The organism is Hoyosella altamirensis (assembly GCF_014191505.1).
Classification (GTDB): Bacteria; Actinomycetota; Actinomycetes; order Mycobacteriales; family Mycobacteriaceae; genus Hoyosella; species Hoyosella altamirensis.
Window position 1 is genome coordinate 50316 of the sequence record NZ_JACHWS010000001.1, and the last position, 20430, is coordinate 70745.

Here is a 20430-nt window from a genome sequence, read left to right on the forward strand (position 1 = left end):
ACGCTAGGCTTGCTTATCCAGCGTGTGGGTCACCTTCTCGGTCGCGATCCTGCGCTCGAGGGCGCGCGGATCCAGGTTTGCCACCTGGACGAGTGAAGCGGACACCGCCAGGATCGAGATGAAGCCGGTGATCATGTCTTCTGCGTCGGTCCAGTCGAGCGTCGACAGGATGCGGTCCGTCGCTACCCAGCCCCGGCCCGCCGCACCTGCCTGGGCGCGCGATAGGACCTCCTGAGCGGTGAGGCCAGCGAGTACGGGGCCACTGGGGGTTTCGTAGGACCGGTACTGGTCGCCATGCACGCGGACTGATGAGGCGTAGTCGGTGGCCCCTGGAGGCAGGTCCGGAACAGGGCGACCGAAAGGGTCTAGGGAAAGGACGACAAGTTCCCCGTCAGTGCCGGCGGCGGCGACCGTGTCGCTCGTTGCGAAAGTGAGATCGGCATCCTCTTCCGCGGCAAGCACAACTTCACAGCCAGCCCACCAGGAACCCAGGAGTACTGCTGCTGTTTGCCAGTGTGCCGGAAGAAGGACTGCGACTTTGTCGTCCGTAGAAAGCATGAACTCGTCGCGAAGAAAGTTCGCGGTTTTCGCGGCCCAGTTCGCGAGAGTCACGCCCGACAACTCGATGCGTTCACCGGTCGCATCGTCATAGAAGGTGATTCGGGGAGCAGCTGGATCTGCGGTGAGGATCGGGCCGAGTAAATCGTCGGTGAGAGTCATTCCTCATTCCTACACCTAGTCGATGCACGGAGGTCCGGGGTTGTCGGCAGTCATTGGCGGGGGTGGAGCGTCCTCTTCCCCTGCGACGAACTGCTCGGCTGCCTCCACCGAATCCGGGGGAGCTTCGGCGCCGGGGCCGTCGTAGCGTGTGGTCAGAACCACTTGGATCTGGTTCTTTTCGAGGCTCGGATCCTGCTCGATAGCGAGACCTCCGAGGTGCTCGGCGATCGCCTGCGCGGACTTGCTCGACGCGTCCGCCGTAATCACTTTGCTCTGCGGGGTCGGGCGCCCGAGCCAATTGCCCACTTCACCCTGGCTGAACCCGACTCTATTGAGCTCGTCGGACACACGCGTTGCGAGACCTTCGATGAAGCTCGCGTTCGCGACACTGACGGTGACTTCAGACGCGTCGAATCCGAAGTCGGGGACCTCTTCTTCCTCTGGTTCGGGGTCGGTTGCGAGCACTTCAGCGATGCGTTCGCGGACCTGGTCAGGATCGATTTCGACCACACTCTGCATGCCATCTGTGCTCCAGGAATTCATGCTCACGACCGGGATGGTCTCGAATTGAACATCGCCGACCGCGAGACCCTGGAACTGTTTCGCAAAGCCAAGGATGTCCCACTCGGAATCGAGAACGACGGATCGCTGGATTGCCTGAGATAGGCGGTTGAGTGCGGTGGGGTTCGTGAGTACCTGCGTGCTGAGCACACGCTGTGCGAGTGACGCCATGAACACCTGCTGGCGGTGAATACGGCCAATATCCATACCCGGAAGACCCTCACGCTGGCGGACGAAACTCAGCGCGTCCGCCCCATCAAGGGTCTGCCGCCCTGCCGGGAAGTTTGCGCCGGACTTCGGCTCGTTGACAGCATTGTTGAGGCACACCTCGACACCACCCACAGCATCAGTGAGGAGGATGAAGCCCAGCAGCCCGATCTCGGCGTAATGGTCGACTGTGATGTCAGTAAGACCTGAGACGGTGCTGACCAGAGCCTCGCGGCCCGCCGCGGTCGCACGAGGCTCCGCTTCTTCGTGGCTCATGCCTTCCCGCTCAACCAGGCGCACAAGTTCCTGGTGGCGGGTTGATCCGAACACGCTATTGATCTTGACTTTTCGGTTAGATGGCCAGTCCTTGCCGGGCACGTCCTCGGGGATTTCGACATACGAGTCGCGGGGGATTGAGAAGGCCGCTGCTGAACCGCCGTCTTCCGGGATTCGGATCAGGATGATTGTGTCGGTGTTTGTCCCGTCCACGTCTCCAGCCCGGAGCTGCTCGAGTTCCTCGTCTGACAGCTCATCGCCGTGCGCATCAGTACGGCTATCAATACCCACCAGCAGAATGTCAATCGCCCCGTCCTCGCCATTCCCCAAGTTGAGGCCGGCGGCTGTCGCGAGACGGGAGGAGAATGAGTCGAACTGCTTCCATGCGAAGCCCGTAATGAGAAGAACCGATACCGACAGCAGCGCCACCGCGATCTGAAGATGGCGCACAAACGGGGGCTTCGGCGGCGGGCCCTGACGAGTGGCCGGCCTGGCGCGTCCGTAACCGCCATCGCGAGGAGGGTTTCCCCGGTTTGGTGACGGATCCCGTTCCGGCACAGCGAGAGTCCTTTCAGCTAGTGCAGGGCAAGTCAGAGCGGTGGTGGCGCTGGTTAAACGATGTGGAACTTGGGTTCACACACTATCGAGGACACCCCTTGTTTGGGTGGCGGCGCTCCGTGGCGGTGCGTGACGTGTAACACTGACAAAGATCTGTGGAGGGAGCCACTCGCGTGCGAATCCTTGTGACAGGAGCCCGCGGCCAGGTCGGTCGGCAAATCGTGCAACGCGGCGCAACGACCGGCCTGGACGTCGTCGGGATGTCGTCGAACGAACTCGATATCACCGCTGAAGCGTCGGTGCACAGCGTGCTCGGCGATGTGCGGCCGGACGTAGTGATCAACTGCGCCGCGTACACGGCCGTCGACAAAGCCGAGCTGGAACACCGGCGCGCAGCCGACATCAATGAGCGCGGAGCGGGGAATATCGCGGCGGCGTGCCACGCGACGGGTGCGCACCTCATCCACGTGTCGACCGATTACGTCTTTGGCGGCGACGCTATGGAGCCGTACGAGATCGATGCGCCGAAGAACCCCAGAACTGTGTACGGCCGCACCAAGCTGGCTGGCGAAGTTGCAGTGCATGCGCTGGCGCCGACATCCCAGATCGTTCGTACTTCCTGGGTTTTCACGGGCATAGGAAGTGACTTTGTCGCGACGATGCAACGGCTTGAGTCGGAACGAGAATTCCTCAATGTCGTCGACGATCAGGTTGGATCACCGACCTACGCTGCTGACCTTGCGGAAGGTTTGCTCCGGCTCGCCGCGACGGCTCAGAGCAGAACAGTGACGACGCTGCATGCGGCGAACTCCGGCCTAGCCACCTGGTATCAGCTCGCCAGAGCTGTGTTCGAGGAGATCGGAGCGGATCCGGACCGGATTCGCCCATGCACCACCGACGAGTTCCCGCGGCCCGCGCCGCGCCCACGGTATTCGGTCCTCTCGGACCGGGCTTGGCGGGAGGCAGGGCTCGAACCGTTGCGGCCGTGGCGTGACGCGCTGCACGCCGCACTCGCTGTTCACAGTGCTCAGTGACGACAGAGTTGCCTGGATTACGGCGATTATGGCCGACGCCCGCTACAGTGACCGCGTGACTTCCCGACTCGCCGTAGTGACCGTGACCTACTCGCCCGGTCCGCACCTCGACGCCTTTCTCTCGACGCTCGCAGTAGCGACGCGGGAACGGCCCGAGGTCATTCTGGCCGACAATGGCTCCACTGATGGCGCGCCGGAAGCCGCTGCCGAGAAGTACCCGACGACGGTGCGGCTGCTGCGAACTGGGGCGAACATTGGTTATGGAGCTGCAGTCAACCGGGCGGTGGCGGAGGTCGATCCTGCCGTGGAGTTCATCGTTGTCGCCAATCCGGATATCAGATGGAGTATGGGCGCGATCGACGTGCTACTTGCGGCAGCTGGGCGATGGCCGCGTGCTGGTTCGCTCGGACCTCTGATCCGCAACACGGACGGGTCGGTGTACCCCTCTGCTCGCCAGGTGCCCACCCTGTTCGCCGGCGGTGCGCATGCTGTTCTCGGATCGGTGTGGCCCGGCAATCCGTGGACGCGCAAGTACCGGCAGGAGAATGAGCGGATCACCGAACGTGCGGTGGGCTGGCTGTCTGGATCGTGTCTGCTCCTGCGTCGGGCCGCTTTCGACTCGGTGGGGGGATTCGATTCCCGCTACTTCATGTACATGGAGGATGTGGACCTAGGTGACCGGTTGGGCAAGGAGGGCTGGCTGAACGTCTACGTGCCCGGTGCTGAGATAACCCACGCAAAAGGGCACGCGGCTGGCCGGCATCCCGAGATAATGCTGCCAGCCCATCATGAAAGCGCGTACCGATTCCAGGCTGATCGGCATCCCCACTGGTGGCAGGCGCCGCTGCGGGCGGCACTGCGTGGCGGGCTGAGGGCGCGGTCAAAGGTTGTGGTCGCTGCCGCGCTGCGAAGCGAACGAGACAGTCGGAAGGAAGTGAGCTGAGAGTGGTCGGCCAGATTTTTCGGTTTGGTGCTGCTTCGACCGCTGCGAGCGAGAATCGGGAAACGGACCTGTCCCTGGCGGACGGTACCGATGCTGTGATCCTCGTTGGCGGCAAAGGCACGCGGCTGCGTCCCCTCACACTTTCGGCGCCTAAGCCGATGCTCCCGACTGCAGGCCTTCCGTTTCTTCAGCATCTGCTGTCTCGTATCAAGGCCGCCGGAATCAAACACGTCGTGCTTGGGACATCCTTCAAAGCTGAGGTGTTCGAGGAATATTTCGGCGATGGGTCCGGACTCGGTCTTGAGATCGATTACGTGATGGAGGATGAACCACTCGGTACCGGTGGAGGCATTCGGAATGTGTTGCCGAAGCTCCGGGGCGATACGGTCCTCGTGTTCAACGGCGATGTGCTCGGTGGCACTGATCCCCTCGCGGTGTTGCGGACACACCGCGAGAAAAATGCCGATGTCACGATGCATCTCGTGCGGGTAGGTGATCCGCGTGCCTTCGGTTGTGTCCCCACCGATGAGGAGGGGCGTGTCACCGCGTTCCTCGAGAAGACGCAGGACCCACCTACAGACCAGATCAATGCGGGCTGCTACGTGTTCAGCCGCGAGATGGTCGAACAGATCCCGGCTGACCGGCCCGTCTCCGTGGAGCGAGAAGTCTTTCCGAAATTGCTGACCGATGGGGCGAAGGTCTACGGCCATGTCGACGCGGCGTACTGGCGTGACATGGGTACCCCAGAGGACTTCGTCCGCGGCTCGGCTGACCTGGTTCGGGGAATCGCGCCCTCGCCTGCGCTCAACGGGCAAAGCGGGGAATTCCTGGTTCACGAGGGCGCAGGTGTTGCGCCGGGTGCCCTGCTGATGGGCGGAACAGTGGTCGGCCGCGGTGCGGAGATAGGCGCTGGTGCCCGCGTAGACGGTGCGGTGGTGTTCGACGGAGCCAAAGTTGACGCGGGTGCGGTCGTCGAACGGTCGATCATCGGATTCGGTGTCCACGTCGGCCCGCGCGCACTTGTCCGGGACGCCGTCATCGGTGACGGAGCCCAGATTGGTGCTCGCTGCGAACTGGTGGGTGGCGCGCGCGTCTGGCCCGGGGTGATCATTCCCGACGGCGGGCTGCGGTTCTCCACCGACGTGTAGCAGCCGCTAAATGAGGCTCTCGTGGCTTTCTGCGAAGGTGATGAGCTGGCTGATCGTGTCGTGCTCGGCATTCGGTGGGAGGTCTGCGACCGGCCACCAAGCTAGGTCCACGGACTCTTCGCTGCGTGCGATTTCCGCAGTGGCAGGCGCCCACACCAGAAAACGAACATCAAGGTGACGGGTGGGTACGCCGAGCGAACACGTTATTGGATGTGTGTGTAGTCCAAGCACGCGCGGATCAAGACGGAGCCCGACTATCCCCGATTCTTCCTCCGCCTCGCGCAGCGCAGCCGCATGTATGGTCGCGTCGGTCTCCTCGCAATGTCCGCCGAGCTGAATCCACCGGCCGACCTTAGGATGCAGTGTCAGCAGTACGCGCGTCCGATCCTCCGTCATCACAAGGCTCGATGCAGTGATGTGTCCGGGCGCGTGTTTGCGGAGGCAGCCGTCCGGCGCTGAGTCCAGGAACGCAAGCATTGTGTGCCGCACCGAGTCCTGTTCCGTGGTCGGGGCGCGGAAGTCACGCAGAGCGGAGCTGGCTGAGGCATGGAGAGAGGACATTACAGTTCCCAAACGAGCTCATCAGTTTCGCGCGGTGGCCGAACAGACAGCGGCGAACTGGGGTGTCCGAGTGCGATCGCGCCGAGCGGCATCCAGTCGCTGTTGAGGCCGAGTTCTGACCGGACGACGGTAGGCGCGAATATGGTCGATCCTACCCAGCAACTCCCGATTCCCCGAACCGCGAGAGCAACCAGCAGACCCTGGACCGCGGCACCGACAGCGACGGTGAACATCGTCGTCTCGGCGTTTCGGCGCGCAGCGTCAGAATAGTCGTGGGCACCTTCGGGGACGAGGAAGGGGATGACGACTTCTGGTGCGCGATAAAGGATTTCCCCGCGCGCTAACCGCCGCTCGATCGCCTTCTCCGAGAGACCGTCATTCGTGAGATCCTGACGCCACGCTACGCGCATCGCATCGAGAAGCCGGATGCGCGTCTCTGGTGTCCGCAGCCAGATGAAGCGAACTGGGCGCGTGTGATGAGGGGCTGGCGCGGTGAGCGCATCGCCAAAGGCTTCGCGGAGGACGTTGGCGTCGACCGGTTCGTCGGTGAACTCACGCACGGAGCGGCGCACCAGCAATGCTTCCTGCCGGCCCTGTTCGAGCGCTTCACTGGTTCCGAGCCAGAAGAGATCTTCCTCGCCGCCACGGATCAGATCGCGGGCAGATGAACCGTCGTCGACCGTTGAGAATCCGCGAATAACAGCTGCCGGAGTCGCGGTGAGCTTTCCTTTGACGAGATCAGCGGCGGCTGCGAGTTCATCCGCAACCGCGACGCTGGTAACGAGAAGATCGTTACCGTAGTCGTCGTGTGCTCCAGCATAGGCGTGGAGGACTCGCAGACCGCACGCCCCGATCGCGGCGTCGGTTTGGCCGAGGCGCCACGCTCGGCCCATCGTATCTGTGACGATGACAGCAACGTCGGCACCGAGTATCTGTTTGATGCGCGCGCGAATCTCTGCGGCGCTTGCATCTGGATCCTCGGGCAGAAGTGCTAGTTCGTTGGTCGCGACATTCGAACCGTCCACACCGGATGCAGCCTGGACGATTCCGAGCCGATTCTCGGTAATGAGAGTTCTCCCGAAACGGGCGAGAACACGCACAGCTTCCCGCTCGACGAGACTGCGGCGCAGCACATCTCGATCATCCGGGTCGGATGGAGCCTGGACGATACGCCCCTCGGCCTTGGACACCGCTTTGCTCGTGACGACGATTATGTCGCCATCTTCGAGCCACGGCGCCGCGTCTGCGAGGGCTCGCCCGAGGTCGGTGCCGGACGTTATCTCGGGAATGCCCCGTACGGGGATGATCCGCAAGTCGTCAGCCGACGCATGGTCGAAATGTGTCACGGGCGCACCCCTGCCACTTCCAGTGCCTCGCTCACGATTGCTGCTGTCGCAGCAGTGCTGCTCATGAGGATAGGAGTAGTGCGGGATGTGACTCCTGGTACTTCTGCCGAATCACCGGGATGCACTAGCCACCCGTCGAGGATCCCTGTTTCCCTGCGTGCGCCGTAGTACTCCGCGACTGCTTGCGCGGTAGGTTGACTACCGATCACTCGCAGGCAGGTATCTGCCATGCCGCGCAGAGGTGCCCCGCCGATGATGGGGGAGACGCCGATGACTGGAGCAGAAGCAGTTCGGAGCGCTCCGCGCACACCAGGGATGGCAAGAATCGGGGCGATGCTCACTACCGGGTTGGAGGGTGCGATCAAGATCACATCTGCTTCCGAAATGGCATCGAGGACACCGGGAGCTGGGGAGGCGTCCTCGGCGCCGATATAGACGAAGCTGTGTGTTTCGACCTGTGCGCGGTGACGCACCCACCATTCCTGGAAATGTATCGCCCGCTGGCTGGCGTCTTCAGGGTCGGTGATGACCGCGTAAGTCTCGCAGCGGTCGTCGCTGACGGGCATCAGATGCACGCCGGGGTTCCACCGTTTGCACAATGCCTCGGTGATGGCAGACAGCCGGTAGCCGGCGCGGAGCATCTGGCTGCGAATGAGGTGCGTGGCTGCATCGCGGTCGCCGAGGCCGAACCAGTCCGGCTTCGCTCCATAGGCTGCGAGTTCAGCTTTGAGATTCCACGTTTCGTTCGCGCGGCCCCACCCGCGTTCCGCATCGATACCACCACCGAGGGTGTACATGCAGCTGTCTAGGTCGGGGCAGAGGCGCAGGTCATGCATCCACGCGTCATCGCCGACGTTCACGATCGCAGTGATCTTGTGATCGCCTATTTCTGGTACGCTCGTATCATTCCTGGGGTCGAAACCGGGTCGCAGCACCTCTCGGGCGCCGACGAGGAATCGTGCACCGCCAACTCCACCGGCGAGGACTGTCAGCTTCACGGAGTGACAGCCTACGTGGTTTTCGGGGGCGCCGCCCGCTCGGGCGGCGGTGTACCGGCGGCTGCGGAACGGTATGAATTCGGCATACCTTCATTTGCTGTCCGTGTCGTCATTCATGATAGGGGTGAGAAGTGGTAGGGAATCTTTTCCGTTTACTTGCGGAGTCCGCCGAAAAAGTGTCTAATCACACATGTGTCATTCACTCCATGACATGGGGCGAACACCGCACAGGGGCCGTGCGGAACTTGGATGGGGCTGTCCATCTGTGCGGCGCCACGCGTTAAGACGTCCGGCACCGTGAACTTCATTGCCATCAGTGCGCGACAACAGGTTGGGGATACAGACTATGCCGCACTTTCAGGGATTCAGCGAACCATCCACATCAATGTTGACTAATTCATCCAGTGACGGAATGCCGGAAGCCGGGGTGGCTGCCGGGATTGCCGTTGATGCAACGCGTGGGCGTGGTGAAGAGGGCCGGCCGCGCCTGAGTTTGGTCGAGGCGGAGTTCGACGATCTCTTTGAGGTCGTTCATGAGGAGTGGCAGGACCGTGCCCTCTGCGCGCAGACAGACCCTGAGGCATTCTTCCCAGAAAAAGGTGGCTCTACCAGGGAAGCGAAGCGGATCTGCCTCGGCTGCGAAGTACGTGATGAGTGCCTGGAGTACGCATTGGCGAACGACGAGCGGTTCGGCATCTGGGGCGGACTGTCTGAGCGTGAGCGTCGCCGCCTCAAGCGCGGGATCGTCTGAACGTCCGGCTCGATTGCTTGATGCACCCGCACGGTATCTGTGAGATTGCTGAGAGAATCGCAATTTCCCGGAATTCATTGCGATCGTGCTGTAACGCTTTCCGGTTCCTATTTCGCAATTGAGTCCTTGGGTGCAGTGCATCGCCGCGTATCTCAACGTGACTCGATAGGCGAATTCCCGAAATATTTATGTAGGTAAGCTAATTACAACCCCTGCGCCCTTCTTTGTGAAAGGGTCGGCAAATCGACGCGATCGTTCTGCCCGTAATGCCGGATTTACGAATCCACCTCGTCAGGAGATAGTCCGAGGTAAGTCGCCACCTGTTCGACGAGGATGTCGTGAACAAGCTGCGTGAGTTCTTCCGCAGTTTCCGCCCTTAGTTCGAGTGCGCGGCGAAATAGCACAATGCGGGCACGCGTTGCCTGTCCTCGCTTGTCGATCCCTGCAGGAACAAGGCGAGACAGGGGCACCGGACCATCAGCAACGATCTCAGGCGGCCACGTCACAGATTCAGGATTGAGCGCACGGATCATCGGCACCTCATCGACGGCGATATCGAGCTCCCCGAGGCGTTTGTGCCATCGGACTTCGATCGGCTCGAACGCTGCGAGTGCAACAGCATCAAACTTCTGTGCGCGTGACTTCCACGTGGGTACGGATTGCTGAACGAGCCTGCCGCGTAATCCGCGGCCACGTCTTTCAATCGCTCGGGTAGACCGTCTGCGTGCCGCCGCGACCGGGGACGCGTCGCCGTGCGGGGTTCGTGCAGAGCTTCGCGGAGGGACGGCGCGCTTTCGGTTCATGGCGGCACTTTACCGCCCGGCCACGGGGCGCAAAGGGGCGACACCTCGACACGAGGTTGAGACTCGCCGCGTCAATCGCGCGATTGTTGGCTCCGGCGCGTTAGCCTCCAGTCTTGTGAGTATCGTGCGGCGCTGTTGTAAACCAGGGTGCAAAGGCCCCGCAGTGGCAACGCTGACTTATGTATACGCAGAGTCTGTCGCCGTTGTTGAGCCACTTACGGACAGCGATGGTCCGCACTCGTGGGATTTATGTGAAGCTCATGCGCTGCGGATCACCGCGCCGCGCAACTGGGAGCTGATCCGGCATTGGTCACCTGTCGACGCGATACCGGCGGAGTCCATTCCGGAGGCGGGGGACCGTGCAGTCCCGGGCGACATGGACCTGGACCCACGGGGCGACGAGCCGCTGTATCGTGAAACGCAGTCGCGTCGGTCGCATCTGCGGTCGCTTCCAGCGCCGGGTGTCGAATCCCCCGTTTTCTGACGGCTCCTTATCGCACGCCTGTAGTTAACTGCAGCTAGGCTGACTCAAAACCCGGGCTGTTCAGTGCTGACAGGAGTGTTCTAGATGAGTCGTTCGGCCGACGCCGTGAACTCGGTGATCAAGGCATACGACGTTCGTGGTGTAGTCGGAGAACAGATCGACGCAGCCTTCGTCCGCGACGTCGGCGGCGCCTTTTCCCGGCTGGTTCGTGACGAAGGCGCTCAGCGCGTCGTCGTCGGGCATGACATGCGCGAGTCCTCCCCGGGGCTGGTGGAAGCGTTCTCCGAGGGTGTGATGGCGCAGGGACTCGACGTGGTGCACATCGGCCTCGCTTCTACGGATGCGCTCTACTTTGCCTCCGGTCGTCTCGAATGCCCGGGTGCGATGTTCACCGCGAGCCACAACCCTGCCCAGTACAACGGGATCAAACTATGTCGTGCAGGGGCAAAGCCCGTAGGACAGGACACCGGTCTCGCGCAGATTTCCGGCGAGGTAGTCGAAGGTGTCCCGCACTACGACGGTGCCCCTGGGCGCCTCACCAAGCGGGAAGTGCTCGACGACTATGCGGCATTCGTTTGCAGTCTCGTTGACTTGGAGCGGCTTCGGCCGCTCACCGTCGCTGTCGATGCTGGCAATGGGATGGGCGGCTATACGGTCCCGGCGGTCTTCAGATCGCTCAACGTTGATTTGAAGCCGCTCTACTTTGAACTCGACGGCTCTTTCCCCAACCATGAAGCCAACCCGCTTGACCCCGCCAATCTGGTCGATCTGCAGAAGTTCGTCAGGGAGACCGGTGCGGACATCGGGCTGGCGTTCGATGGCGACGCTGATCGGTGTTTCGTCGTCGATGAACGGGGCGAAGCCGTCTCGCCATCGGCAGTGACCGCGCTTGTCGCGGGTCGTGAACTCCTGAAGGAGCCGGGCGGCACAATCATTCACAACTTGATCACGTCGCGTGCCGTCCCAGAACTCGTCACAGAACGCGGCGGGCGAGCGGTGCGAACCCGGGTCGGTCACTCTTTTATAAAGCAGACGATGGCAGAGACCCAAGCGATCTTCGGCGGTGAGCACTCTGCGCACTACTATTTCCGGGACTTCTGGGGCGCAGATTCAGGCATGCTCGCGGCGCTGCACGTGTTGTCAGCGCTAGGCGAACAGGAGCGTCCCCTGTCCGGACTCATGGCAGAGTATGAACGGTACGTAGCCTCGGGGGAGATCAACTCGACTGTGCCAGATGCGCGAGAGCGGATGGAAGCTGTCGCCAGTGAATTCAAGCACCGGGCGACGCAGGTCGACTGGCTTGATGGACTCACCATCGACCTCGAGAGCGGCGAGTGGTTCAACCTCCGCGCCTCGAACACGGAGCCATTGTTGAGGCTCAATGTCGAGGCGCAAAACAGCGAGCGCGTCCGAGAGATCACAAATGAGGTTTTAGCGATCGTACGCCGGTAATACACCAAGGGAAGAGACGATAATAAGAAGTGAAGCAGCTCGAGCCCCTAGTTGACGCTTTGTCCAACTAGGCCGAACGCACTGGAGAGGGGTGGCTTCGATGGACACACTACTGCCAGGCGTTGGGCTAGATGATGCGGACGGGCTGTTGGCAGCTGACCGGGAGGGACTGCTCCGCAGTGCTGCCCTGTCGGGCGCCCAGGTTCGGGCCGCGGCGGTCGCAGCCGAGGAGGGCGCGCTGGCGGCGCTGTCTACCTCCCGGCCCCGGAGTCTCGTCCTCGTAGCAAGGCGCGGATCGGCGCTCAGCGCGGTCGAAACCGTAAGCGCGGCGTTTGCGCGGCAATTCGCTGTGCCCGTGGTAGCGGCCGATCATGCGCCATCCTGGGTTGGGCCGCTCGACGTAGTCATTCTTGCAGGTGACGACGCCGGGGATCCGGTTCTCGTCGAATCGGTCGACCGGGCCGTACGCCACGGATGCGAGGTTGTGGTGGTGGCACCCGAAGGCGGGCCCCTGCAGGCGGCCGGCTCGGGCAGGGCGATCACGCTCCCCCCGCGCGTGGTCGTGCCAGATCCGTTTGCGATGGCTGGTTACATCGCAGCTATCGCGACAGTTCTCGCAGCCCTGGAAGGATCCCTGCACGACGGGGTGCAGATCGACCTGATGGCGTGCGCAGATGCCCTCGACCATGAGGCGCTTCTGAATCATCCTCAGCGTGAGACTTACGAGAACCCAGCGAAGTCTCTAGTCGAGAAGGTAACGAATCACCGTGTCGTGATTGCGGCGGATTCGGCTGCCAGTCGCGCGATCGCCTCCCACGCGTCGCAGATATTCGTGCGGATTGGGGGTCAGCTCGCACCTGATGCAGATCTCGCGGATGTGCTCAGCGGTCTGCCGGTGTTAGCGTCAGTTAGTGTTCCGCCGGGGTTCGATCCGATCTTTCACGATCCGCAGCTCGATGGGCCACCGCCCGTCGCTCCGCTTCGTGTCCTCCTCCTTGCGACTAATCGCGGTCGTGCAGAGGCTGAGCGCCGAAGTGCCCTGCTTCGCGGTAACGCGGTGCTAGTCGTGCCCGAACATGCAGCGGACGGGAAGCTGCCGGGTGTGGAGCTACAACACGGTCTTCCTCGGGAAGGAAGTCGATCATCCGGCGCGGAAGAGCAGTCCGATAGAGGGAAGATGAAGGAACTGTGTGAACTGATGGTTCTTGCGTCGCGGCTCGAAATGGCCGCAGTGTATGTGCAGATGGTGGGGTCTCACTAGTGCGATTGCTCGAATGCCCTATCCGGAATTACGCATGGGGATCGAGGACATCACTTGCCGAGTTGCGGGGGGTGCCGACGCCTGCTCCCCACCCTGAGGCGGAACTCTGGATGGGGGCACACCCGGCTGACCCGGCCTGGGTGGTCAGCGACGGCGACCGCGTCAGCCTCATCGAAGCGATCGGTGCGGATCCCGGGGCCACGCTCGGAAAGCGGGTGGCCTCTGAGCACGGAGAAAAACTTCCCTTCCTCCTGAAAGTCCTTGCGGCGGAAGAGCCGTTGTCTTTGCAGGCGCATCCGAGCCTCCAGCAGGCGAAGGAGGGCTTCGCCCGCGAGAACCGTGCCGGCATCGCCCTTGGCGCCGCGCATCGCAATTACAAAGATGACAATCACAAACCGGAACTGGTCGTTGCCCTGACGCCTTTCAAAGCGCTGGCGGGATTCCGCGATCCCGTGCGAACTGCCAAACTGCTGACCGAGCTGGCGGGGCCTGCAATGAAGCCGTACTGCGACATGCTCGCTGAACAGCCAGACTCGGCGGGACTGCGGGCGCTCTTCACGACCTGGATCACCCTGCCTCAACAGCCCCTGCGAACGTTGCTGGACGACCTGACCGACGGTTGTGTGCGTCACCTCAAGGGGGCGAAGAACGGCCCTTTCAGGCGAGAAGCACAGATGCTACTTGAGCTGGCAGAACACTACCCGGGCGATGCAGGCGTGCTGACCGCGTCTCTGCTCAACTATGCCGAGTTAGCTCCAGGCGAAGGGCTGTACGTTACAGCTGGAAGCTTGCACGCCTATCTGCATGGCATGGGTGTGGAAGTGATGGCCACCTCCGACAATGTTCTGCGCGGCGGAATGACACCGAAGCATGTTGATGTAGCCGAACTTCTCCGCGTGCTCGACTTCTCACCGTCAGATGCGCTTCCTGTGTCAGTGCACAACGCGAGCCCAGGAGGTACCGCTGAGTACATCTATGACACACCGGCGCCTGAATTCCGCCTGTCACGGATTGAACTCGATGCAACTGGACTACATCACAGCGTGTCACTCGGGCTGATAGATCCGGGCCCGCAGATCCTGGTGTGCACCCGGGGCGGCGTCACAGCCCGCTGTGGATCTGAGGAGATCGATGTGCCGCAGGGGGGCGCGCTCTGGGTTCCAGCGCAAGATCCGGAAGTCATTCTGCACGCCCACACGGCCCGAACCCAGGTGTTCAGGGCTCTCGTGCCTGCAGTTGGGTAGCAAGCGCTGCAATGGTCTAGTGCTCGATTTCACTGGGTTTTGCTGCAGTTTCCCCGCGGAACTGCTAGCTGCAGCTAGCAGCTGTACCGATTCAGTTTAGACAAATAGGCCCTTCGTGTCTAGCTAGCGAACGTTTATGCCGCTATAGTCAAGTGAACGAGTTGCTACGACATCGGGGTCTAGCACGTAGACATAGTTAGGCATGATGTAAATGTCTGCACCGACCGAAGGCATTGTTGCCGAGTCCGGGGAGCGCGATTCTGCTGCGCTCGAGCGCTGGCGAGACCGGAAGCGCTACCTCTGGCTGCTTTCTCTTATCCCCTCAGCCGCTACGTTCATCGCGTGGGGACTTGTTTCCGCGACCGGGTGGGGCGGATTCTGGTGGGCCGGAATAGTCATCGTCTTCGTCTTGATCCCGCTGATCGACGTTCTCCTCGGCGACGACGGACAGAATCCGCCGGATGAGTTCATCGAGGAACTCGAGAACGACAAATTCTACCGGTGGTGCACCTACCTCTATATTCCTCTCCAGTACGCGGGGCTTCTGGCCGCGGTTTACCTCTGGGCCTCAGGCACGCTGAGCGTCGTTGAAAGCCTGGGTCTAGCGACAACCGTGGGTGTTACGGCTGGTATCGGCATCAACACGGCACACGAACTTGGCCACAAGAAGGAAGAGAACGAGCGCTGGCTGTCCAGGATCGTTCTTGCGCAGACCTTCTATGGGCATTTCTTCATCGAGCACAACCGCGGGCACCACGTCCGAGTTGCAACTCCCGAAGACCCAGCGTCATCGCGCTTTGGTGAGTCCTTCTATCGTTTCTGGCCACGGACGGTCCGGGGCAGTCTGACGTCAGCATGGGAGATCGAGAAGGCCCGCTTCGGCCGCCTCGGTACCTCACATTGGACGCTCAAGAACGACGTCCTTAACGCCTGGCTGATGTCGGTCGCGCTGTTCGGTTCGATTTTGATCGGCCTCCAGGCGCTCAGCTTTGCGGGATTGCTTGACGGCTACAGCATCTGGAACGTGCTCCCTTACCTGGTTGTCCAGGCCGTCTTCGGTTTCACCTTGCTCGAGGCCGTGAACTATCTTGAGCACTATGGTCTCCGCCGGAAGACGCTGCCAAGCGGCCGGTACGAGCGCTGCACGCCCGAGCACAGCTGGAACAGTGACCGCATCTGCACAAACGTGCTCCTCTATCACTTGCAGCGGCACAGTGACCACCATGCGAACCCAACGCGCCGCTACCAGACGCTGCGCAGCATGGAGGGCGCCCCGCAGTTGCCGGCTGGTTACGCCACCATGATCGTCGTCGCGCTGGTTCCCCCGCTGTGGCGCAAGATTATGGACAAGCGAGTCCTTGCCCACTACAACGGGGATATTACGCAAGCTAACATCGACCCGAGCAAGCGAGAAAAGGTTCTCGCGAAGTTTGCGGAATCAGCGCCAGCTACAAAGGTGTAGGAGGTTATGGCGATGAGCACGTATAAGTGCGAGGTATGTGACTACGAGTACGACGAGGCCAAGGGTGATTCGCGTGAGGGTTTCCCGCCAGGCACCCCCTGGGGTGACGTGCCTGACGACTGGCCTTGCCCCGACTGCGGCGTCCGGGAGAAGGTTGACTTCATTCCCCTCAACAACGCCTGATTGACACAGACAATGTCGTCGAAGATTGCGAGAAAATCATGAGCGTCGAATACAAAGTCTATCGCTGTCTGCAGTGCGGCTTCGAATATGACGAAGCTGAAGGCTGGCCAGATGAAGGCATCGCCCCGGGGACTCTCTGGGACGATATTCCCGACGACTGGAGCTGCCCCGACTGCGGAGCGGCAAAGGCTGATTTCGAGATGGTCGAGGTTTCGCGCTCGTGACTGATCAGATCGCCCCAGACGGCACCGTCGTCATTATCGGCAGTGGCGTCGCGGCGGCCACAGCTGCCGAGTCTCTCCGGAAGGAGGGCTTCGGCGGCCGGGTAATGATGATCAGCAACGACGCTGAGTACCCCTACCGCCGTCCACAGCTGTCGAAAGAGCTCCTGCAAGGGACGATCGCCTTCGAGCGGTCGCGTCTTCGCCCCCCGGATTTCTGGGAAGAGCAGAACGTGGAGATCGTTCGAGGCGCCACGGTCACCGATATCGACACCGCTGAGCGTGTGGTCCTCCTCGAAAATGGTGAACAGCAGCGGTACGACGCGCTATTGATCGCGACGGGAGGCCGACCGCGCGCTGTGCCAGGCTTCGCGCCCGAGGAGCAGTCGAACGTTCACTATCTTCGCAGCGTCGCTGATGTCGAACCGCTGCGTAAGGCGATCGAGGAGCCTGGCGCACTGCTCATCATCGGCGCCGGTCTTATCGGTTGTGAGGTCGCCGCAACTGCGCGCGGCCTCGGCAGCGAGGTAATCCTGCTCGAAGCCGGCGATCGCCCACTGGGCCGCGTCCTTCCGGAACCGGTCGCTGAAATCTATTCGAAGATGCACCGGGACAACGGTGTTGATCTGTGGACCAACGTTGAACTCGACCAGCTAGATGTCAGGCCTGACGGCGTGACAGCGATCTCCCCTCGGGGCCAGGTCTGGTCTGGTTCATCCGCGCTGATTTCAGTGGGCATGGCACCGAACACGGATCTTGCCGATCGTGCGGGTATCTCGATCGACACGTCTGGGCGCGGCGGGATAATCGTTGACAAGTACTGCCGGACTTCAGATCCCCACGTCTACGCTGCCGGTGACGTAGCAATCTTCCCGAACCTGCTGCTTGGCGGTGTTCAGCGTGTCGAGCACTGGAACAATGCCCAGGAACAGGGGGCCCATGCGGCCCGCGCGATCCTCGGCATGCCAACGCCGTTCGCTGATGTGCCGTGGTGCTGGACTAAGCAATACGGCAAGAACCTGCAGATCGCTGGCTGGCCATCACCTGACGACGAACTCATTGTTCACGGTTCGCTTGAGGACCTGGACTTCACAGTGTTGTGCCTTCGGAATGAGCGCCTCATTGGTGTCATCTCCATGGGACGCCCGAAGGAGTTCCGCAGTGCCCGCGCGCTGATTAACGATGCGCCGTATATCCGTCGCAAGGTCCTGGAGGAAGGGATTCCCACGACCGCGCCGCTTGCGATCCCGGACCTCTCCTCAGCCTCCGCTCGCACGTAGCAAACGACCCCCGTGTCAAGTTCGTTGACACGGGGGTCGCGTTTCCATACTGTCGACGTCATGCCCGGTGTACGAACTCGTGGGTCCTATCAAGAAGCTGCGCGGCAACTGCTCCGCACGTCTGTCCTCGACGCTGTCCGTTCCCTCCTTGATGAGAAGGAGTGGTCCGACATCACGATGGCGGAAGTCGCGCGCGCTGCGGGTGTCAGTCGTCAGACTCTGTACAACGAATTCGACTCGCGGCAGGGCGTTGCGCAGCAGTACATCCTGCGCCTTGTCGATCAATTCCTCGACGAGGTAAAGGACGCAGTCGCGGCGCATCCGGACGACGCGCGCGGGACAATAACGAGCGCGTTCGAGCGTTTCATCAGCATCGCCACGAGTGATCCAGCCGTTCGGTGGGCGCTGCTCGGCCGTGCGAAATCCGAACTGCTCAGCCTGATCACCACTGACGGGTGGCCGGTCCTGGAAAAAGCTGTGAACTCCCTGGCCGAGGTGTTCGAGGGAAGCTGGGTCCAACTCTCGCCGCGCGACGCCCGGATAGCGGCAAATCATGTCGGCCGGATCGCATTGAGTTTCATCGCCATCCCGGCGCGCTCTCCGGACACGATAATCGACGACTTCACGGACTTTGTCGTGCCATTCTTCGAGCGCGCGTACGAGGATTCACTCGCGCGCCGGCAAGTGTCCTAGTTGTCGGCAGCGGGACCTCCCCGTTCCTGCCACAAATCTGCGAAGCGTATAGCCTGACGTATCGGGGCGGGAACTTACCCGTGTCCCGCGAAAAGGAGTTGATGAGGAGCATGGCGGCACAGCCATCTGTGGAACGGCGGAACGGTCTCGACTACAAGGTCGCGGATCTCTCCCTCGCTGAGTTCGGACGAAAAGAAATTCGCCTGGCCGAGCATGAGATGCCCGGATTGATGACCCTGCGTCGCGAATACGCTGAAGTGCAGCCCCTCAAAGGGGCAAGGATCACGGGCTCGCTGCATATGACTGTCCAGACCGCGGTCCTGATTGAAACACTGACAGCGCTTGGCGCGTCCGTCCGGTGGGCGTCTTGCAACATCTTCTCGACCCAGGATCACGCGGCCGCCGCCATTGTCGTCGGCCGATACGGTACTCCTGAGGATCCCCAGGGGGTCCCCGTCTACGCCTGGAAAGGCGAAACGCTCGAGGAGTACTGGTGGTGCACTGAGAAGGCACTGACCTGGCCGGAAGAGGCTGGGCCCGCCAACATGATTCTCGACGATGGCGGCGATGCGACGATGCTGGTTCTTCGCGGCGCTCAGTTCGAGGCCGCAGGGACCGTTCCCCCCATCGATCCGGACCAGCATTCGGCTGAATACCAGGTATTTCTTGGCCTGCTCAAGCGTTCACTGGAGGCAGACGGAAAGAAATGGACCCGGATCGCCGATTCGGTGCAGGGCGTCACCGAAGAGACAACGACCGGCGTGCATCGCTTGTACCAGTTCGCGGCGGCCGGTGAACTCGTCTTTCCCGCGATCAATGTCAACGATTCCGTCACCAAGAGCAAGTTCGACAACAAGTACGGCACCCGGCACTCGCTGCTAGACGGGATCAACCGTGGCACCGATGTCCTGATCGGCGGCAAGCACGCTGTCGTGTGTGGTTACGGCGACGTCGGTAAGGGATGTGCGGAAGCTCTGCGCGGCCAGGGTGCACGTGTGACGGTGACCGAGGTTGACCCGATCAACGCACTCCAGGCGATGATGGACGGATTCCATGTTTCGACTGTGGATCAGGTGATTTCGGCGGCGGACATCGTGATCACATCAACCGGCAATATGAACGTGATCACTTTTGAGCACATGGAGCGTATGAAGCACCAGGCCATTCTGGGCAACATCGGACACTTCGACAACGAGATCGATATGGCTGGGCTCGAGAAGGCGCCGAATGTTCGGCGGGACACGATCAAGCCGCAGGTGGATGAATGGATGTTCGATGACGGGCACTCGATCATCGTCCTGTCAGAAGGGCGCCTGCTGAACCTGGGTAATGCGACCGGTCATCCTTCTTTCGTCATGAGCAACAGCTTCTCGAACCAGGTCATCGCGCAACTGGAACTCTGGACGAAGAACGATGAGTACGACAACGAGGTTTATCGACTGCCCAAGCACCTTGATGAGAAGGTCGCGCGCATCCATGTCGAAGCTCTTGGGGGAACACTCACAAAGCTGACAAAGGAGCAGGCTGAATACATCGGGGTCGATGTGGAAGGGCCATATAAGCCGGATCACTACCGCTACTAATGGGAGAGCTCATCGCGCTGGAGGGTCTCGACGGAGCGGGAAAGAGAACTCTGACAGCGAAGCTTGTCGTTGAACTCGAGGCGGCAGGTGCGAGGGTCGCGACGTTGGCGTTCCCTCGATACGGCGAGTCGATTCACGCCGACATAGCGGCTGAGGCGCTGCGCGGCCAGCACGGCGACCTCGCCGCTTCGGTGCATGGAATGGCGATGCTCTTCGCCCTCGACAGGGAGGAGGCGAAGTCGCATCTGTGCAGGCTGTGCAGTGACAACGACGTCGTCATACTCGACCGGTATGTCGCATCGAATGCGGCGTACGGAGCGGCACGCTTGCGTGAGAATTCCGATGGTCCATTTGTGCAGTGGATCGAGAACCTCGAATTCGGAAGGTTCCGGCTTCCGCTTCCTGCCAGACAAATGTTTCTCGGCGTGCCGGTTGAGCTTGCCCAGCGGAGAGCGGCAGGGCGCGAAGGGAGTGAGCCGGGGCGCGAGCGCGACATCTTTGAGCGCGATGGCGGGCTTCAGCAGCGCACCGCAGACGTGTACTCGGCGCTCGCGGCCGCGGCCTGGGTGTCGCCCTGGCGTGTACTCTCTGCGACTGACCCTGGGGCGGAGCTAGCACAGTGGATTCTCGGCTAGCACCCATTGGCGGTCGTTTCGGTACT

At 61.7% G+C, this 20430-nt stretch carries 21 protein-coding genes; 15 read left to right on the forward strand and 6 right to left on the reverse strand.

Annotated features, from left to right (window positions below; translation table 11 throughout):
- Positions 1–3 precede the first annotated feature (3 nt).
- A complete protein-coding gene (locus FHU29_RS00260; RefSeq protein WP_064440647.1) occupies positions 4–720 on the reverse strand; it encodes a TIGR03089 family protein in 717 nt (238 codons plus the stop codon).
- Positions 721–735: 15 nt separating this feature from the next.
- Positions 736–2214 (reverse strand): LCP family protein, encoded by a 1479-nt coding sequence (locus tag FHU29_RS00265; RefSeq protein WP_064440648.1) that lies wholly within the window; start codon positions 2212–2214, stop codon positions 736–738.
- Positions 2215–2495: 281 nt separating this feature from the next.
- Between FHU29_RS00265 and rfbD the strand changes: the two genes are divergently transcribed.
- The 3 genes from rfbD (at position 2496) to manB (ending at position 5447) form a co-directional block, all read left to right on the forward strand.
- Positions 2496–3356 carry a dTDP-4-dehydrorhamnose reductase gene (gene rfbD / locus FHU29_RS00270; RefSeq protein ID WP_064440649.1) on the forward strand — a complete coding sequence of 287 codons (861 nt, stop codon included), beginning with the start codon at positions 2496–2498 and terminating at the stop codon, positions 3354–3356.
- A gap of 55 nt (positions 3357–3411) precedes the next feature.
- Positions 3412–4299 (forward strand): glycosyltransferase family 2 protein, encoded by an 888-nt coding sequence (locus FHU29_RS00275; protein WP_064440755.1) that lies wholly within the window; start codon positions 3412–3414, stop codon positions 4297–4299.
- Positions 4300–4367: 68 nt separating this feature from the next.
- Positions 4368–5447: a mannose-1-phosphate guanylyltransferase gene (gene manB, locus FHU29_RS00280; RefSeq protein ID WP_064440756.1), complete on the forward strand. Its 1080-nt coding sequence runs from the start codon at positions 4368–4370 to the stop codon at positions 5445–5447.
- A 6-nt stretch (positions 5448–5453) separates the two neighbouring features.
- Here manB and FHU29_RS00285 read toward each other — a convergent pair whose 3' ends face one another.
- Genes FHU29_RS00285 through cofD form a run of 3 tightly spaced genes read right to left on the reverse strand, consistent with a single transcriptional unit; the run spans position 5454 to position 8352 of the window.
- On the reverse strand, positions 5454–6008 hold the full coding sequence (locus FHU29_RS00285) for an NUDIX domain-containing protein (RefSeq protein WP_064440650.1): 555 nt from the start codon (positions 6006–6008) through the stop codon (positions 5454–5456).
- Positions 6008–7354, reverse strand: a complete 1347-nt coding sequence (locus tag FHU29_RS00290) for a coenzyme F420-0:L-glutamate ligase (RefSeq protein ID WP_064440651.1) — start codon at positions 7352–7354, stop codon at positions 6008–6010. The genes FHU29_RS00285 and FHU29_RS00290 overlap by 1 nt, the downstream gene beginning before the upstream one ends.
- Positions 7351–8352 carry a 2-phospho-L-lactate transferase gene (cofD, locus tag FHU29_RS00295; RefSeq protein ID WP_064440652.1) on the reverse strand — a complete coding sequence of 334 codons (1002 nt, stop codon included), beginning with the start codon at positions 8350–8352 and terminating at the stop codon, positions 7351–7353. Before cofD ends, FHU29_RS00290 begins: the two co-directional genes overlap by 4 nt.
- Positions 8353–8845: 493 nt before the next feature.
- Between cofD and FHU29_RS00300 the strand changes: the two genes are divergently transcribed.
- A complete protein-coding gene (locus FHU29_RS00300; protein ID WP_013808593.1) occupies positions 8846–9103 on the forward strand; it encodes a WhiB family transcriptional regulator in 258 nt (85 codons plus the stop codon).
- Between the two features lie 275 nt (positions 9104–9378).
- Here the strand turns inward: FHU29_RS00300 and FHU29_RS00305 are convergent, their stop codons facing one another.
- A complete protein-coding gene (locus FHU29_RS00305) occupies positions 9379–9906 on the reverse strand; it encodes a metallopeptidase family protein (protein WP_260151894.1) in 528 nt (175 codons plus the stop codon).
- 163 nt (positions 9907–10069) lie between these two features.
- Here FHU29_RS00305 and FHU29_RS00310 point away from each other — a divergent pair, with 163 nt between their 5' ends.
- From FHU29_RS00310 to FHU29_RS00360, 11 genes are all read left to right on the forward strand, one after another.
- Entirely contained in the window at positions 10070–10390 is a 321-nt protein-coding gene (locus FHU29_RS00310; RefSeq protein ID WP_423785854.1) for a DUF3499 family protein, read from the forward strand.
- A gap of 84 nt (positions 10391–10474) precedes the next feature.
- Positions 10475–11842, forward strand: a complete 1368-nt coding sequence (locus FHU29_RS00315; RefSeq protein WP_064440654.1) for a phosphomannomutase/phosphoglucomutase — start codon at positions 10475–10477, stop codon at positions 11840–11842.
- A 100-nt stretch (positions 11843–11942) separates the two neighbouring features.
- Positions 11943–13103: a hypothetical protein gene (locus FHU29_RS00320; protein WP_064440759.1), complete on the forward strand. Its 1161-nt coding sequence runs from the start codon at positions 11943–11945 to the stop codon at positions 13101–13103.
- Positions 13103–14347, forward strand: a complete 1245-nt coding sequence (manA, locus tag FHU29_RS00325; RefSeq protein ID WP_064440655.1) for a mannose-6-phosphate isomerase, class I — start codon at positions 13103–13105, stop codon at positions 14345–14347. Before FHU29_RS00320 ends, manA begins: the two co-directional genes overlap by 1 nt.
- Positions 14348–14558: 211 nt before the next feature.
- Positions 14559–15809, forward strand: coding sequence for an alkane 1-monooxygenase (locus FHU29_RS00330; RefSeq protein WP_064440656.1), 1251 nt, complete (start codon positions 14559–14561; stop codon positions 15807–15809).
- Positions 15810–15821: 12 nt separating this feature from the next.
- On the forward strand, positions 15822–15992 hold the full coding sequence (locus FHU29_RS00335) for a rubredoxin (RefSeq protein ID WP_064440760.1): 171 nt from the start codon (positions 15822–15824) through the stop codon (positions 15990–15992).
- A 38-nt stretch (positions 15993–16030) separates the two neighbouring features.
- Positions 16031–16216, forward strand: coding sequence for a rubredoxin (locus FHU29_RS00340; RefSeq protein ID WP_064440657.1), 186 nt, complete (start codon positions 16031–16033; stop codon positions 16214–16216).
- A complete protein-coding gene (locus FHU29_RS00345; protein ID WP_083962348.1) occupies positions 16213–17493 on the forward strand; it encodes an NAD(P)/FAD-dependent oxidoreductase in 1281 nt (426 codons plus the stop codon). The genes FHU29_RS00340 and FHU29_RS00345 overlap by 4 nt, the downstream gene beginning before the upstream one ends.
- 60 nt (positions 17494–17553) lie before the next feature.
- Positions 17554–18186 (forward strand): TetR/AcrR family transcriptional regulator, encoded by a 633-nt coding sequence (locus FHU29_RS00350; protein WP_064440658.1) that lies wholly within the window; start codon positions 17554–17556, stop codon positions 18184–18186.
- 110 nt (positions 18187–18296) lie between these two features.
- Complete coding sequence (gene ahcY / locus FHU29_RS00355; RefSeq protein ID WP_064440659.1) at positions 18297–19769, forward strand: adenosylhomocysteinase; 1473 nt, start codon at positions 18297–18299, stop codon at positions 19767–19769.
- Positions 19769–20404, forward strand: coding sequence for a dTMP kinase (locus FHU29_RS00360; protein WP_064440660.1), 636 nt, complete (start codon positions 19769–19771; stop codon positions 20402–20404). Before ahcY ends, FHU29_RS00360 begins: the two co-directional genes overlap by 1 nt.
- Positions 20405–20430 lie beyond the last annotated feature (26 nt).

Bases quoted from the DNA above. Each gene is read 5' to 3' on its own strand.
- FHU29_RS00350 (WP_064440658.1), top strand. From the start codon at position 17,554: ATGCCCGGTGTACGAACTCGTGGGTCCTATCAAGAAGCTGCGCGGCAA.
- FHU29_RS00285 (WP_064440650.1), bottom strand. From the start codon at position 6,008: ATGTCCTCTCTCCATGCCTCAGCCAGCTCCGCTCTGCGTGACTTCCGC.
- FHU29_RS00340 (WP_064440657.1), top strand. From the start codon at position 16,031: ATGAGCGTCGAATACAAAGTCTATCGCTGTCTGCAGTGCGGCTTCGAA.
- ahcY (WP_064440659.1), top strand. From the start codon at position 18,297: ATGGCGGCACAGCCATCTGTGGAACGGCGGAACGGTCTCGACTACAAG.
- FHU29_RS00315 (WP_064440654.1), top strand. From the start codon at position 10,475: ATGAGTCGTTCGGCCGACGCCGTGAACTCGGTGATCAAGGCATACGAC.
- FHU29_RS00320 (WP_064440759.1), top strand. From the start codon at position 11,943: ATGGACACACTACTGCCAGGCGTTGGGCTAGATGATGCGGACGGGCTG.
- FHU29_RS00360 (WP_064440660.1), top strand. From the start codon at position 19,769: ATGGGAGAGCTCATCGCGCTGGAGGGTCTCGACGGAGCGGGAAAGAGA.
- FHU29_RS00335 (WP_064440760.1), top strand. From the start codon at position 15,822: ATGAGCACGTATAAGTGCGAGGTATGTGACTACGAGTACGACGAGGCC.
- FHU29_RS00305 (WP_260151894.1), bottom strand. From the start codon at position 9,906: ATGAACCGAAAGCGCGCCGTCCCTCCGCGAAGCTCTGCACGAACCCCG.
- FHU29_RS00330 (WP_064440656.1), top strand. From the start codon at position 14,559: ATGTCTGCACCGACCGAAGGCATTGTTGCCGAGTCCGGGGAGCGCGAT.
- FHU29_RS00260 (WP_064440647.1), bottom strand. From the start codon at position 720: ATGACTCTCACCGACGATTTACTCGGCCCGATCCTCACCGCAGATCCA.